We start from the raw sequence: 13,593 nt of genomic DNA, 5'->3' as shown, positions 1-13,593 counted from the left end.
AGTCGCTAGGACGACGAAAGCCGCTCGCCACACTTGCGACAAAACTTGGCTGACTCTTCATGGTCTTGCTCACCGCATTTCGAGCAAGCTACGGGACGACTGGAGCCACGGCGCGCCATCGCGATTTCCGCCGTCACGATTCCCGTCGGTACCGCGATCACTCCATAACCGATAATCATAATCAGCGAGGCGAACATCTGACCAAAAGGCGTTTGCGGGGAAATATCTCCGTAGCCTACTGTGGTTAGGGTCACGATCGCCCAATACACGCTTTTGGGGATACTTGTGAAGCCGTTCTCCGGTCCCTCGATCAGATACATGATCGAACCGAGGATCAAAACCATGGTGACCACCACCATCATGAAGACGATTATTTTCCGAGCACTGGCCCACACGGCACGGTAGAGCAAGTTCGCCTCTCCCATGTATTTGACCATTTTGAGAACACGGAAAACGCGCAGAACCCTAAGCGCTCGGAACAGCATCAAATAGCGTGCCCCCGGATAAAACAGATCTAGGTAGGTCGGCAGGATGGAAAGCAAATCCACGATGCCAAAAAAGCTAAACACATACCGTAATGGTTTTTTCGATACATAGATGCGAACGACATACTCGAGGGTGAACAACGAAGTAAAAACCCACTCCAAAATGTAAAGCAGGCTTCCATGACTAAGTCTAACCTGAGCGACACTCTCGAGCATCACCACTGTTACACTGAGGATAATCGCCAGAATGAGAACCACATCAAAGAGCTTCTCGTCGTACCGCGTGGATTCGAATATGACGCGGCGACAATTTTCCCTGAATTTCGACCAGTGAGCAGGGGTATCTTTAGAATGGCTCATATTGAAAGCCGAAGAGTTTCCAGTCATGAGCTCATTGCAAGTGTGAATATTTTCGGCGGCCGCTATCGTCCTTTCACAAAGTAAAACTAATGGCTCGCCCGCCTCGAATACCCTTGGCCAGCTAACTCAAGGTATAAGGTATTTTTCTTCTTTCTGCCCATCATCCTGCAGCCTCCACTCCCCTTGTCTTTTGACCGAATCCGCGTATATTATAGTCAAAGGCGAGGAACGCATGTCTCACGGTTTGGCGCCCTTCAAAACAGCCAAAACTCCGACCGGCTATTCAACGCCAGTTCATAAAAATCTCAAAGAAAGAGGGTGTATCATGTTTGGCAAAAAAAGCGTTGAAACTCTTGTGGTAGGAGCTGGCCCTTGCGGCATGCTTGCTGCCCTAATGCTAGCGGATGGAGGTAATGACGTCACCATCGTCGATGCCGCTCCCCGCTCCTGCACGAGCAGTAATTCTGCCGTGCTTCATCCGCTCACCTTGAAGATGCTCGATCGGCTCGGCATCGCGGAGAGGCTAATAAAAACAGGCTACCGCATCGATTCCTACGCATTCTTTGACGGGATATCTCTTCGGCAAACCTTTGATTTGCGGGAACTGCCAGTCGCATTTCCCTACGCTCTCTCCGTTCCACAGTCGGAACTGGAAATGTGCCTTGAGCAAGAACTAGAAGACGCTGGCGTGCGTATCCTATGGGATCACAGAGTCTCCGACTACCGGGAAACGGAAGACGGATTGGAAGTTACCGTGGACCGCTACGCGGAGAGAGGAACGGGTTACGCCATCGCCCACGAAGAACGCGTCATCGTAAAATCACTACGTTTCCGGGCTAAAAATCTAATCGCCGCAGATGGCTACAATTCGATGCTACGCAGAATCGCCGGTATCGAACAAAAGGAGCTCGGTGAAAGCCAATATTTCGTAACCTTCGAATTTGACTCCGATCGCGATCCTACCCACCGGACTTTGTTGAGCATAAAAGATGGTTTAGCCACCGCCCAACAACCGATCAATACAGGCCTTGCTCGCCTGCAGTTCCAATTCAACGGAGTGACCCTCCCATCGAGAAATCGGGAAAAGGATCGCTCGTACATGCAGCTCGAAGAAGAGCTTCCCGATTTCCTCGACCAGCGGCACTTCGAGGAACTCGTTAAGGAACGAGTGCCCTGGAGAACCGGCTACATGGGTCGCCTCCGCTACCGGGCAGCCATCCCATTCGAAAAACGATACCTCGAACAACCCTATCAAGGAAACGTATTCTTCCTTGGCGACTCGGCTCGCTCTTTTGCTCCGCTTGGCAGCCTTGGCCTAAATCTAGGGCTACAAGAGGCCGAACAGCTCGCCCATGCTCTTTTGATTTTTGAAGACGAACCTCTAAAGAGCAGAGAAGCGCTCGCACAGCTTTCGGAACATATGGTTGGCAACTGGCTGCAACTCGCAGACTTGGAAAGCGCGACTTCACCGACCGACAAGACAGACTCTTGGCTCGCTAAAAACCGGGGCCGAGTACTCCGGTCGCTGCCCGCTACGGACGACACCCTCAGGCGCTTAGCCCAACAGGTAGCCATGGATATGGATGCTGCAAAGCTCGATCACGTGTTAGTATAACGAGCGATCAACCACGACAACGGCTTGGCTCCCGCGAGGGCCCAAGCCGTTTTTTTGTCGCCAGAGGTTTGCTCTCTTCTAATTTTCCGATCGTGCATAGCTCCAACGCAGACGACTCATCGCTCATTTCCGAGCACCAGAACGCCCTCCTATTCTCAGCCGAGAAATTCTTCGGGGGCGACCCTATCCCTAAGAAAATTCGTCGAGCGTTTTTGGATACGCCACGACAAAATTTCGCCCAGAGGTACTATTCATCTTCGAAACGGAAATGGGTCGAACTCGAGAAGGAAGACCTGAAGAGCTTCCTTCCGGAAATTTATTCCGATCATCCGCTATGCATATACAGAGACGAAAACGGTCGTTCGCTCTCCACCGTATCACAACCATCCCTTGTCCTCTACATGTTGGACCTGCTCAACTTGAAGCCGGGACATCGCGTTTTCGAGTTGGGAGGAGGCAGCGGTTGGAACGCAGCTATGATGGGACGACTCGTCGGGCCGGGAGGCAAAGTAGTAAGCGTGGAGATAATCGACTGCCTAGTCGAATCAGCCCAAGCCTCCTTGAATGACCTAGGCTTGAGCCAAGTTGATTTCAGTTCCGGAGACGCATTCGAGGCCCTCGAGGCACAACCCCCTTTCGATCGCGGGATCTTCACAGCGAGCGCTTGGGACCTGCCAGCAGCTTTCTTCGAAAAAATTACCGAGGGTGGACTCCTTGTCTTCGTTTCGAAAGCGCAACCGAATTACGATCTCTTAACCTTGCTGCGGAAGGAGAGTGAAAACGTATTCGTTTCTAAACTAAATTTTCCTTGTAGTTTTGTCCCGGTAACGGGAGATCATTCCAAACCAGACACAACTGCAATCCCAGTTGGCTCTCTATCGAAGCTTCAGCTAAACCAAGAACTCAGCTGGAACGATATCAAACTTCCGGATACGGAAATAGAAAACTTTATAGAGTTCCTAAAACTGGTTTTCGACTGCCAGCAAACCTATCTGATAGACGGTAAAGGAAAAGGCTTCGACGAAGAATTCTGGGGATTGAAATACGATGAAGAGAGCCTGTTACTCTTTAACGAAGAGCGGCTTCTACTCTACGGCGACGATATTTCGCTAATCTCCGCAAGACGGGCCGCCAAGCGTTGGCAAAAAGCCAAGTGCCCCACGATAGAGGACCTCTATCTATCGATACACCTGAGCACCCAAGCACCGGAGTCTACCAATGACCAATGGGTAGTAAACCGAGGGGACAGCTGCTATCTTTGGAGTCTGACTCCTCTTTAGAGCAAATCCATCTGAGAGTCTTTGACTAAATCAAAGGTTTTGAGGATGCGCAAAAATTGCAACAGCTCCGATTTTTCGTAAATTTGCTTTGTATCCACTCTGTCGATTAATTCCAAAGTCATCGATTTAAACGACAGAATTCCATCCACTCCTTTCGACTTCAGAAGATCTGTGCACTGGGTTCGATAAGGCTCTTGGGTTGGAAATACGGGAGCTACCAAGATTTTTTTCGGTGGCGACTTGGTTCCGAAACTTACACTTGGATCATAATCGAACCATTTTTTCACTCGTTTGGATACGTTGGTCTCGAGATGTTTTAAAACGTCCGCTCCTCCATTCATCGACGCCAAGGCAGCCTTATCTCCATACCAACCGCGTACGCAGATGATGGCACTCTCAAGGTAGCGTAACTCACTCGAAAACAAGAGAAAATGGGGATCTCGTCCCCCTTCCCGAAAGACCATGTTGCGAACATAGAGGTCGAGCCCCTCGTCTAGGCTCTTTTTTGTCTGGGACCGAGACTTGCGAAGCGGGCGAACCAAGAAGCCATTTTGCTCGAGGTACTCGCTAACAATGGTCTCCTCGATTTTGTACATGTTATGCTCGAATTAAATGGGAGCGAATACCAATTAAGCCGCCCCGCAGGAACGCCAGATATCTTCTACCAAGTCCATGTCGGCAGACTCGATCGTCTCCGCTTTTCCGATACGTTTCATTATTACAAACCGAATAACGCCTGCCTTGACTTTTTTATCCAATCTCATGGCCGCAAGTAAGGATGCGGCTGGCAAAGGGGAATTAAGAGCTACTGGCAGACCATGATCCGACACCACCTTTCGGATACGAGCCACATCCTCCTCGCTCAGGTAACCGAGCTTTTCACTAAGCAAGGCGGCGGCAACAAGCCCGATCCCGATCGCTTCTCCATGAAGATACTCTCCATATCCGGCCACATTTTCGATAGCGTGGCCAAAGGTGTGCCCTAGATTAAGTAGAGCCCGGCCACCGCTTGCCGCCGTCTCCTTCTCATCTGCATTCACCACCGCTGCCTTGATCATGCAATTCCACTCCACCACGGCATCGAGACGTTGGTCGTCTGGACCAGTCACTGGGTTTTCTTCAAGCAGATCAAACAGCTCTGCATCCTGCAGCATCCCATGCTTGATGATCTCAGCCATTCCCGCGGCAAATTCCCGCGGTGGCATGGTCTTGAGCATCTCTAGATCAGAATACACGGCAATTGGCTGATGAAACGCTCCTACCAGATTCTTGCCAGCTAAGATATTGATGCCCGTCTTGCCGCCAACGGAGCTGTCAACCATAGCGAGCAGTGTAGTGGGAACTTGGATAAACCGGATGCCTCGAAGATACGAAGCGGCCGCGTAACCGGTCAGATCGCCTACGACACCTCCTCCGACCGCCAAAACTACTCCGCCTCGATCAAGCTTGTTTGCGGCTAGGAAATCCAAAGCCTTCGCGAAAAACGAAATGCTTTTGCTCGTTTCTCCGGCAGGGACCACAAGCAAGGGAACATCCTCTCCCAAATCCTCGAACCAAGCTGCCTGAGCCTCCTTCACATTGCTGTCCGTAACGATGGCAACAATGCCCTTTTGTTCGCTAAGCTTCTTGATCTCAGCCTTCAGCTGGGACCCAAGGTTTCGTCCGATGTAGATCGGATAGGATGAACGACTGGTTTCGACAGTAACCTGTTTGGTAATCGACACGGGATTTTCGGGTAGCTGGTAAGTGACTAGTTAGCCCGAATTAGGTCCATCAACGCTATGTCTCTATCACCCAGCCCGAGCTGCTCTGAAAACTCGAGGATCTTCATTTGTTCGGGCAAAGGATCAAACCCATTTTTCCTGCGGTGCTCGTTGATTCGTTCCGCCATAAGGGAGTCCAACATGACCGGGTTGTCGCTAAGGAGAACGATTGGTTCAGAAACCGTGTAGAGGGAATTGAAAATCGGGCCGCCCACGAACTGGTAGCGTTCAAGGCTGACGATGTTTAGATTCCAAGTTTCGCGCAGTTCCGGGATCGCTCCCATTTCCGCAACCGCGACAGGGGCAGTAGCTGGGCTGTTCAGGAAACGAGTCGTATTGCTGGCGTTCCAAAGCGTGGCGTTCATGAGTGCCCCGTTGACGCCTAAAATAGGATGGTCCGAGTAGCAGGGAAGGTTTATCCAGAAATCGACCTCGTGCAGAAGCGGCACTGGCAAGTAGCTCTTGCGGGCCAGTTCCTCTTCATTCTTGGCGGGAAATGGATTTTCTGCCGCAACATCGATCCAATATTTGGCCGACTTGGCTGGCAACGGGCTGTCGTAAAACCACTTTTCGTGATAATACTGGCCTCCATCAAGCGGACGGACAAAAACGCGGTGAAAGTCGTAGGCACGCTTGCTGAGCGGTGGCAAAAAGCCTGAGTCCCGAAGACTGTTGGCGCTTTGGCCCATTATGAAAATTTCATTTCGATCATACCCCCGCTTTTCGAGGGATCGGACAACGGCCTCTACCAAGGCTTCGGGTGTACTCAAACCAGGTCCGGAATCGCTGTAAACCTTTAGCCCTACCCGACCTCGCTCCCCTTTGGTCAAGGGCTTCTTCTGGGCCTGCTCGTAGAGCAAAATCATGTCCTCCACGGCCTCTGAGTATTGATCCACCTCAAATCCCCCCACTTCGTACTCGAAAACCCGATTGGAAGGCGGAGCTGGCTGCGAGGCAAAGATGTCTATCTGATCCTGAATCTGTTGGCCAACAAGAGATGGGGCGAACAGCATGAATCCCAGACAGAAAACGGCCGACACGAAGCCACCCGAAAATATGGAAGATTGGAGTTTTTTGGGACTAATTCTCACGTAAACTTGTACTTGCTAAAGAAACGAGCGAAAGATGCGAACGATTCGCTGAAGGATCAAGCTTTGCCGGGCATTTCCGGAATAGCGATTTGAGTCGACAGCATACGTAAATAAAAGTTGTCAAAAATCCACCGCTCTCGCTACAACTCTCCGGAATTTTAGCCGAATCCGCTCACGGTCGCATCCCACACCGCAACATCAGCCAATGTTTCCAGACTTAAAGCCCTTTCAAAGAGCGAACATCGTCGCTTCCTTAGCGATAATCATGGCCTTCCTGGCAGGTTGCGCCAGTCGAGAAGAACGTATCCAAGAATTCCAATCGGAAGCGAACGAAGCTCTTTTCGAAAACAACTCCGCCGCCGCACTTAAAACGCTCCGGAAGGGATTATCCAAATTCCCTGATTCTAACGAGCTTCGGATCTCGCTGAGCCGGACCCTACAGAACTCTGGAGAACTTGAGGAGGCAGCGAGCCTCTTGGAGCAGGCGATCCAGCAGGATCCCGAAGCAGACCAGCTCTGGGTCAAAATCGGAGAGATTCGAGCCAGCCAAGGCCGTAGCCAGGACGCAGTGGATGCGTTTCAAGCCTACCTGAAAAATCACGCCGACGACTTCCTCGCCTGGAAATCCGTAGCCATCGAGAACGAGAAGCTTGGCAAACTGACCAACGCGATCAAAGCCGCCGCCAAATGGAATGAAATAACTCCCTCTTCTCAACCGGCCTTGAAACTCGGACAACTCTACCTTACCAGCCGCAACATTCCTCAGGCCCGTTCTTGGTTTAGCCAGGCGGCAGCATACGAAGACGATTACGCAGCCAAAGACGCGCTGGCAGAGCTCATCAAGCTGGAAACAAGTTTGAAGCAGCTCCAGCAAGCAGCCATATGGATGCAGCGCTACGAACAAAGATACGGAGCAAACTCGAGCGACCCTCGAATTCGGGAGTCGAAGACAATTCTGGATAACTGGGAACGTGCTCGCAGAGAAATTGCCGAAGCGGCCGCCCAACTGGAATTGGAAAGAAGCGCACTTGAAGAAAAGCGACTGGAGGAGGAAGAAACAAGGGCCGCCCAGCAAGCCGAGGATCTAGCTAGCTCCTTGGCGATCGCCACAGAGACAAACTCCGAAGTTCAACAGGAGAACCCAACAGAAGAGGAAACGACCAAGCCCCCACTCGCCCTCTTTGACGACGGACTGGAGGACAGTCCCATGCAACCGATCGCGCAAGCTGATGAGCCTAGCAATCCGATCGAAGAGCCGGAGGCCACAACAGACGCCTTGGAATTGACACCCTACGAAGCGGCAGTCGCAGCCTACGAAGCAGGTGACTACTCAGAGGCAACCTCTCTATTTTGGGAATTGCTCGCCGACAACGTCGACGATCCGCAGCTCTGGTATCGGCTCTCGCTCGCTTGTTACGCTCAAGAGAATTGGTACGACGCGGAATCGGCGATTTTGGAAGCCAAGCGCCGCGCCCCCCGCTCCGAAGTTATTGTCCACCAGTATCTGGAAACCATCGTTAAGACGCAAAATACCAACCGAGCGCTGGAGGAGATTAAGGCCATGCGTCTCCTATTTCCCAACAGTCCGCCAATCGCGTTGACGCTGGCTCAAACCCTCCGAAACGCGAGCGCTCCTCGTTCAATAGTATCAGCCGCTTACCGCGATTTTCTCGCTATCGCCAAGCCGGGAGATTCCGGCACTCAGGAGGCCAATCGGTACTTGCAAAACGGCAATTGATACGGATTCTGCCCGCAGCCCTGATGGGCGATCCCCATGCCAGCGATTAAACCGAGCAGTATACGTGACCTAAAGGACCGCATCAACATCTACGATGTGGTCTCCCGCGAGGTCACCCTGAAGAAGTCAGGCTCGGAATACAAAGGGTTGAGTCCCTTCAACAACGAAAAGACTCCCTCGTTTTACGTTTCTCCGGATAAAGGATTCTACAAGTGCTTTTCCTCGGGAAACGCTGGAGATGCTATTTCATTCGTGATGGAGACCGAGCGTCTCACCTTCACCGAGGCAGTCGAGACCCTCGCCAAGCGGTTCAACTTCGAACTTGAATACGAACAAGGCAACAGTCGAGCCCGCGAGGAAAGAAGCCTGCGGCAAGAACTCTTCGACTTGCACGAGCTCGCGACCGACTATTACAGAGAGAGTTTTCTCGGCAGCGACAAGCAAGGCCAGTGGATTAGAAACTACTGGGTCAAAAACCGTCAGTTCTCGCTCGAAACGGCTGAAGAATTCAAAATTGGTTTCGCGCCTACCAATTGCGTGGAGCTCGGAAGATTGGCCGTGAAAAAGGGCTTTTCCCGCGAGGCTATGGAAGCTTGCGGTCTGTTCTACGCCAAGCGAGGAATCGATCCCGAACGCATGGGATATCGCTTCCGAGGCCGTCTCATGATCCCGATTCGCGACCACCAAGGCCGCGTTACCGCTTTTACGGCGCGGCAGCTCGACATCACTCCGCAAGACGACCCGAGTCGCGAGGCGAAATACATCAACTCTCCCGAGACGCCCATTTTCCATAAAAGCAATCTGCTCTTCAACCTAGACCGGGCCCGCATGGAAGCGAATTCGGAGTCCCCTTTTGTTATGGTTGAGGGACAACTGGACGCAATCCGCTGTTGGAGCGTCGGGTTGAAGACTGCCGTCGCTCCGCAAGGCACGGGCATTACCGAATCGCAGCTCCGTCTACTGAAACGATACGAATCGCAACTGATCGTGCTATTGGACGGCGATGCCGCAGGTCAAAAAGCTGCCCTACGCATGCTACCGCTTGCCCTCGCTCAAGGTGTAGAAGCGGTCTTCATCCCATTGACCGACAAAGAGGACCCAGACGACATTTTCCGCGAAGGAGGTCGCGAAGCGCTCGAATCCTTATTGGAACGAAAACTTCAACCCATCCCATTCGCCTGCCGAGCCCACACCCCACCCGGCGAGAGAATGACTCCCCAGAGCAAAGCGAAAGCGGCTCGAGAGGTCTTTGCCATTATCCAAAAATCCGATTCCGAGGCGGCCAAGGTCGAATTCGTGAAACAAGCGGCAGAGGCATTCGAATTGGACCCGAGGGCAACCTTGGCTGATTTCAGGCGTTTTTCGGGCCAACAAGACCGAAACAACCCTCCGCCCCCGCCAAGTCCGAGCGTCCCACCCGCCACACAAAACAACGCACCGCCAACACAAAATCCACCTTATCAAGAACAATCCCGTCATAAACCGGTCTATTCTGTGGAACACGACCTCTTGGCCCTGTGCATGCTGGAAGACGAGCTCGGAAGCCAAATCGCCCAACTAGTAGATCCTGAATGGATAGATTCAAGCCTACCTGAGGGTGATCTGCTCAACTTCGTCTTGAATGAATTCCTCCACGACATGTGGAATGGCCCCGATTCGCTTAACGAAACCCTAGAAAGCGCCGAACAGAAGACACTTGCATCTTCTATATTCTTCGAGGCTAAGGCCCAGGAGAACCCAGAACGATTTGCAAACGAAGCGCTCAAGCGATTGGTCTCCAAATTCGTAGAACGAAAGAGCAAAGAATTAAAACTTGAAATCGGAAGAAAACAAGCAACCAATGACGCTGCCGCACTTTCCCTCCTCGGAGAATTATCTGCATTAAGCCAACTGAAGCATAAACCGCCTCAGGTGGGCTCTTTATTTTCATAAGACAGCACCAGACTCAGCAACATGCCACGCAAGAAGAAAAGCGAAGAAGAGAATCAGCCTAGCCTTAGCAAGCATCAGGTCAACGAGCGTATACGCTACCTGATCCGCCAATCCAAGGAGCAAGGCTACCTTACGCACAGCGACATCAACGAAGCGCTACCCGAGGGGATCGATAGTCAGGACGACATCGATAACGTAATCTCTATCCTTCAAAACCTAGAGATCGACATCCTCGACCCGGAAGAGGTCGACAACTTCAAGGCAAAGCAGGAGGAAGCTGAAGAGGAGCAAACGAAGGCGAGCCAACACGACATTTTGGACGACCCTGTCCGAATGTACCTCAAGCAGATGGGTCAAGTGCCCTTGCTTACTCGCGAGCAGGAAGTCGAAATTTCTAAGAGAATCGAAAATGCGGAGCTGAAAGCCCAGGAAGCCCTATTCTCAGTGGGCATCATGGCCGAGTTCACCATCGACCTTGCTGAGAAGCTGCTGAACAGAGAAGAGCGTTTCGACCGCATCGTCATTGATAAGAAGATCGAGAACCGCGAGACCTTCTTCCAAGACCTACCTGTCCATGTTGAAAAGAGCCAAAAAACCTATGCTCGTATGATGGCGACTTGGGAAGAGCTCATGGAAGAGACCGATGTAGAGGCGAAAAAGAAAATCCGCTCCCGCTTTCGCAAACAGGAAAACACTCTGAGAGCCTTTTTCCCAAAATTCTTTTTTAAGCTAAAGGTCTTCGAGGAGTACATCGACGAAACGATCAGCAAGGATCTGACTCGCATCAATGCGATCTACCGCAAACTCGACAGGGCCAAAAAGCCCAAGACTACCGCGGATACTCTGATCAAGACCGAGCCTCTGCACGAAGAACTGGAAGTGATGCACAACACTTACCGACTGGAGCCAGAGAAACTCCTATCTCTCATCTCCGAAGTGCGAAAGCACCTCAAAGCGGCTCACAAGGCGAAAACCGAAATGGTCGAGGCGAACCTTCGTCTGGTTATCTCCATCGCTAAAAAGTATACTAACCGTGGCCTCTCCTTCCTAGACCTGATTCAGGAGGGCAACATGGGCTTGATGAAAGCGGTCGAAAAATTCGAGTACCGCCGCGGTTACAAGTTCTCAACCTACGCCACTTGGTGGATTCGTCAGGCGATCACACGCTCCATCGCAGACCAGGCACGTACGATCCGCATCCCGGTTCACATGATCGAGACCCTGAACAAGGTCATGCAGGTGCAAAAGCAGCTTCTGCAGGAGTACGGGCACGAACCAACCCCCGAGGAAGTCGCAGAGGAAATGGCTCTCCCCGTAGAGCGGGTTCAGACCATCATGAAGATGGCTCAACAACCGATCAGCTTGCAAAGCCCGGTCGGCGACGGAGACGACACAAACTTCGGCGATTTCATCGAAGACAAGTCGGCGGAAAATCCATACGACCAGACTGCGTTTAGCCTACTTCGCGAGAAGATCATCGACGTCTTGGACTCTCTCACGGAACGCGAGCGTCGCGTGCTATCCCTCCGCTTTGGTCTGGTCGACGGATACAGCAGAACTCTTGAGGAAGTTGGAAAACAGTTTAAGGTGACTCGCGAGCGTATTCGTCAAATCGAAGCCAAAGCGCTTCGGAAAATGCGTCACCCTACCCGTATCAGACAACTCCACGGATTCTTCGAAAACGAGCAGTTCGACGGCCCCAACACCTTCCTTTCCGGAGCGGAAGAAGGAGGCAAAGAGGCCAAAGACTAAGCTCCTCGAGCGACTTAAAGCCCATCTAATAGGCTTTACACTCCTCGCTCGCAACGATTCAACCAAAGACAGATGCAAGCAAACAACGCAGTTCTCGGAATCATGAACATGGGATGGCCGGAGATAACGATCGTAATCGTCATCTTCATTCTTCTATTCGGAGCTAAGAAACTCCCGGAACTCGCTCGCGGTGTGGGCAAGTCCATCAAAGAGTTCAAAAAAGCAACCAGCAGCATAGAAGACGAAGTTCGCAATGCGATTGAAGAAGAGCCAAAGCCTTCAGCTCCGAAACCGCAACCAACTGCAGACAAGGAAAAGACCTCGGCTGAAAGCTAAGTAGCCCGAAGCTGTCTCCGAATCTTCACTACAATTTTCAAACCGGTCTCAGAGATGAGACCGGTTTTTTGTTTCCCTAGCCCCTTTCAGCGAACCTATACGTAACAAAATCGATATTTACCGAAAGTTTGCGTTTGCCTAGCCGCACGTTTAAACGCTTGCTTCGAAACGTCCTTTTATTGAGCATCTTAGCTATCCATGTGGCGCAATCTTCTCGGTCTCTTCTCCAACGACATCGGTATCGACTTAGGAACGGCAAATACTCTGGTCTATTCGAAAGACAAGGGGATCGTACTCCGTGAACCGAGTGTGGTCGCAATCCACAGCGCAACTCGTCGTGTACTCGCCGTCGGTGACGAAGCGAAAAAGATGCTGGGTCGTACCCCTGGAAACATTACGGCGATTCGCCCGATGAAAGATGGCGTCATAGCTGACTTCGACATCACCGAAGCGATGCTTCGCTATTTCATCAAGAAAGTACAAACGGCCAAAATAATTCCACCGCGCGTCGTTATTGCGATCCCCTCCGGGATCACGGAAGTTGAGAAACGAGCGGTAAAAGAGTCTGCCACTCATGCGGGAGCGAGAGAAGTTATGCTTCTCGAAGAGCCAATGGCCGCTGCCATCGGCGTCGGACTCCCAGTCGAGGAACCCGCCGCAAACATGATCGTTGATATCGGTGGCGGTACCACCGAAGTCGCAATCATTTCACTGGCAGGGGTTGTCTACGCGAAAAGTATTCGTGTCGGTGGTGACGAGCTAGACGCAGCGATCATCAACTACATGAAAAGAGCCTATAATCTCCTCATCGGTGAGCGTACCGGAGAAGAAATTAAGCTCCGCGTAGGATCGGCAAACACCTTGGACGAAGAGATGACTATCGAGGTAAAAGGTCGCGATTCCGTTGCTGGATTGCCAAAAACGATCATTATCTCCTCTCAAGAAATCCGCGAAGCTCTTGCCGATACGGTTAGCGCGATCGTGGAAGCGGTTCGCAGCGCTTTGGAACGCTGTCCACCAGAACTCTCGGCTGACCTTGTTGACCGCGGATTTGTACTCGCTGGAGGTGGGGCTTTGCTTCGAGGTATCGACAGACTGCTTTGCGACCGTACAGGTCTGCCAGTCACCATTGCAGATGATCCACTTTCTGCAGTCGCAAATGGAACAGGTGCCGTTCTCGCGGAGCTAAACGACTTGCTTCCGTACGTCACCAGCAATGCTAAAGACTAGGTGAGAGCATT

The 13,593-nt window shown here is 51.8% G+C and carries 11 protein-coding genes; 7 read left to right on the top strand and 4 right to left on the bottom strand.

Annotation, left to right across the window (positions count from 1 at the left end):
- Positions 1–5: 5 nt before the first annotated feature.
- Positions 6–845, bottom strand: a complete 840-nt coding sequence (locus H5P27_RS06475) for an ion transporter (protein WP_185659552.1) — start codon at positions 843–845, stop codon at positions 6–8.
- Between the two features lie 325 nt (positions 846–1,170).
- Between H5P27_RS06475 and H5P27_RS06470 the strand changes: the two genes are divergently transcribed.
- Both H5P27_RS06470 and H5P27_RS06465 read left to right on the top strand, forming a co-directional pair.
- Positions 1,171–2,460, top strand: coding sequence for an FAD-dependent oxidoreductase (locus tag H5P27_RS06470; protein WP_185659551.1), 1,290 nt, complete (start codon positions 1,171–1,173; stop codon positions 2,458–2,460).
- Positions 2,461–2,552: 92 nt separating this feature from the next.
- Complete coding sequence (locus H5P27_RS06465) at positions 2,553–3,740, top strand: class I SAM-dependent methyltransferase (protein ID WP_185659550.1); 1,188 nt, start codon at positions 2,553–2,555, stop codon at positions 3,738–3,740.
- On the opposite strand, the gene H5P27_RS06460 is transcribed toward H5P27_RS06465, so the two are convergent.
- Genes H5P27_RS06460 through H5P27_RS06450 form a run of 3 tightly spaced genes read right to left on the bottom strand, consistent with a single transcriptional unit; the run spans position 3,737 to position 6,516 of the window.
- Positions 3,737–4,336, bottom strand: coding sequence for a hypothetical protein (locus H5P27_RS06460; protein WP_185659549.1), 600 nt, complete (start codon positions 4,334–4,336; stop codon positions 3,737–3,739). The two genes, H5P27_RS06465 and H5P27_RS06460, sit on opposite strands and share 4 nt — an antisense overlap.
- 33 nt (positions 4,337–4,369) lie before the next feature.
- A complete protein-coding gene (gene aroB, locus H5P27_RS06455) occupies positions 4,370–5,464 on the bottom strand; it encodes a 3-dehydroquinate synthase (protein ID WP_185659548.1) in 1,095 nt (364 codons plus the stop codon).
- A 26-nt stretch (positions 5,465–5,490) separates the two neighbouring features.
- Positions 5,491–6,516, bottom strand: coding sequence for a hypothetical protein (locus tag H5P27_RS06450; RefSeq protein ID WP_221774626.1), 1,026 nt, complete (start codon positions 6,514–6,516; stop codon positions 5,491–5,493).
- Positions 6,517–6,799: 283 nt separating this feature from the next.
- Between H5P27_RS06450 and H5P27_RS06445 the strand changes: the two genes are divergently transcribed.
- The 5 genes from H5P27_RS06445 (at position 6,800) to H5P27_RS06425 (ending at position 13,582) form a co-directional block, all read left to right on the top strand.
- The gene (locus H5P27_RS06445; protein WP_185659547.1) at positions 6,800–8,332 is read left to right on the top strand and encodes a tetratricopeptide repeat protein; all 1,533 of its coding nucleotides are present in this window, start codon (positions 6,800–6,802) and stop codon (positions 8,330–8,332) included.
- Between the two features lie 36 nt (positions 8,333–8,368).
- Complete coding sequence (dnaG, locus tag H5P27_RS06440; protein WP_185659546.1) at positions 8,369–10,264, top strand: DNA primase; 1,896 nt, start codon at positions 8,369–8,371, stop codon at positions 10,262–10,264.
- 21 nt (positions 10,265–10,285) lie between these two features.
- Positions 10,286–12,016 carry an RNA polymerase sigma factor RpoD gene (gene rpoD / locus H5P27_RS06435; protein ID WP_185659545.1) on the top strand — a complete coding sequence of 577 codons (1,731 nt, stop codon included), beginning with the start codon at positions 10,286–10,288 and terminating at the stop codon, positions 12,014–12,016.
- A gap of 72 nt (positions 12,017–12,088) precedes the next feature.
- Positions 12,089–12,352: a Sec-independent protein translocase subunit TatA/TatB gene (locus H5P27_RS06430; RefSeq protein WP_185659544.1), complete on the top strand. Its 264-nt coding sequence runs from the start codon at positions 12,089–12,091 to the stop codon at positions 12,350–12,352.
- A 198-nt stretch (positions 12,353–12,550) separates the two neighbouring features.
- Complete coding sequence (locus H5P27_RS06425; RefSeq protein ID WP_185659543.1) at positions 12,551–13,582, top strand: rod shape-determining protein; 1,032 nt, start codon at positions 12,551–12,553, stop codon at positions 13,580–13,582.
- Positions 13,583–13,593 lie beyond the last annotated feature (11 nt).

This window comes from Pelagicoccus albus, assembly GCF_014230145.1.
Classification (GTDB): domain Bacteria; phylum Verrucomicrobiota; class Verrucomicrobiia; order Opitutales; family Opitutaceae; genus Pelagicoccus; species Pelagicoccus albus.
Note: the sequence above shows the minus strand (reverse complement) of the source record. Positions and strands in the feature narration are given on the sequence as shown.

Bases quoted from the DNA above. Each gene is read 5' to 3' on its own strand.
- H5P27_RS06475 (WP_185659552.1), bottom strand. From the start codon at position 845: ATGAGCCATTCTAAAGATACCCCTGCTCACTGGTCGAAATTCAGGGAA.
- H5P27_RS06470 (WP_185659551.1), top strand. From the start codon at position 1,171: ATGTTTGGCAAAAAAAGCGTTGAAACTCTTGTGGTAGGAGCTGGCCCT.
- H5P27_RS06460 (WP_185659549.1), bottom strand. From the start codon at position 4,336: ATGTACAAAATCGAGGAGACCATTGTTAGCGAGTACCTCGAGCAAAAT.
- H5P27_RS06450 (WP_221774626.1), bottom strand. From the start codon at position 6,516: ATGCTGTTCGCCCCATCTCTTGTTGGCCAACAGATTCAGGATCAGATA.
- H5P27_RS06445 (WP_185659547.1), top strand. From the start codon at position 6,800: ATGTTTCCAGACTTAAAGCCCTTTCAAAGAGCGAACATCGTCGCTTCC.
- dnaG (WP_185659546.1), top strand. From the start codon at position 8,369: ATGCCAGCGATTAAACCGAGCAGTATACGTGACCTAAAGGACCGCATC.
- rpoD (WP_185659545.1), top strand. From the start codon at position 10,286: ATGCCACGCAAGAAGAAAAGCGAAGAAGAGAATCAGCCTAGCCTTAGC.
- H5P27_RS06430 (WP_185659544.1), top strand. From the start codon at position 12,089: ATGCAAGCAAACAACGCAGTTCTCGGAATCATGAACATGGGATGGCCG.
- H5P27_RS06425 (WP_185659543.1), top strand. From the start codon at position 12,551: ATGTGGCGCAATCTTCTCGGTCTCTTCTCCAACGACATCGGTATCGAC.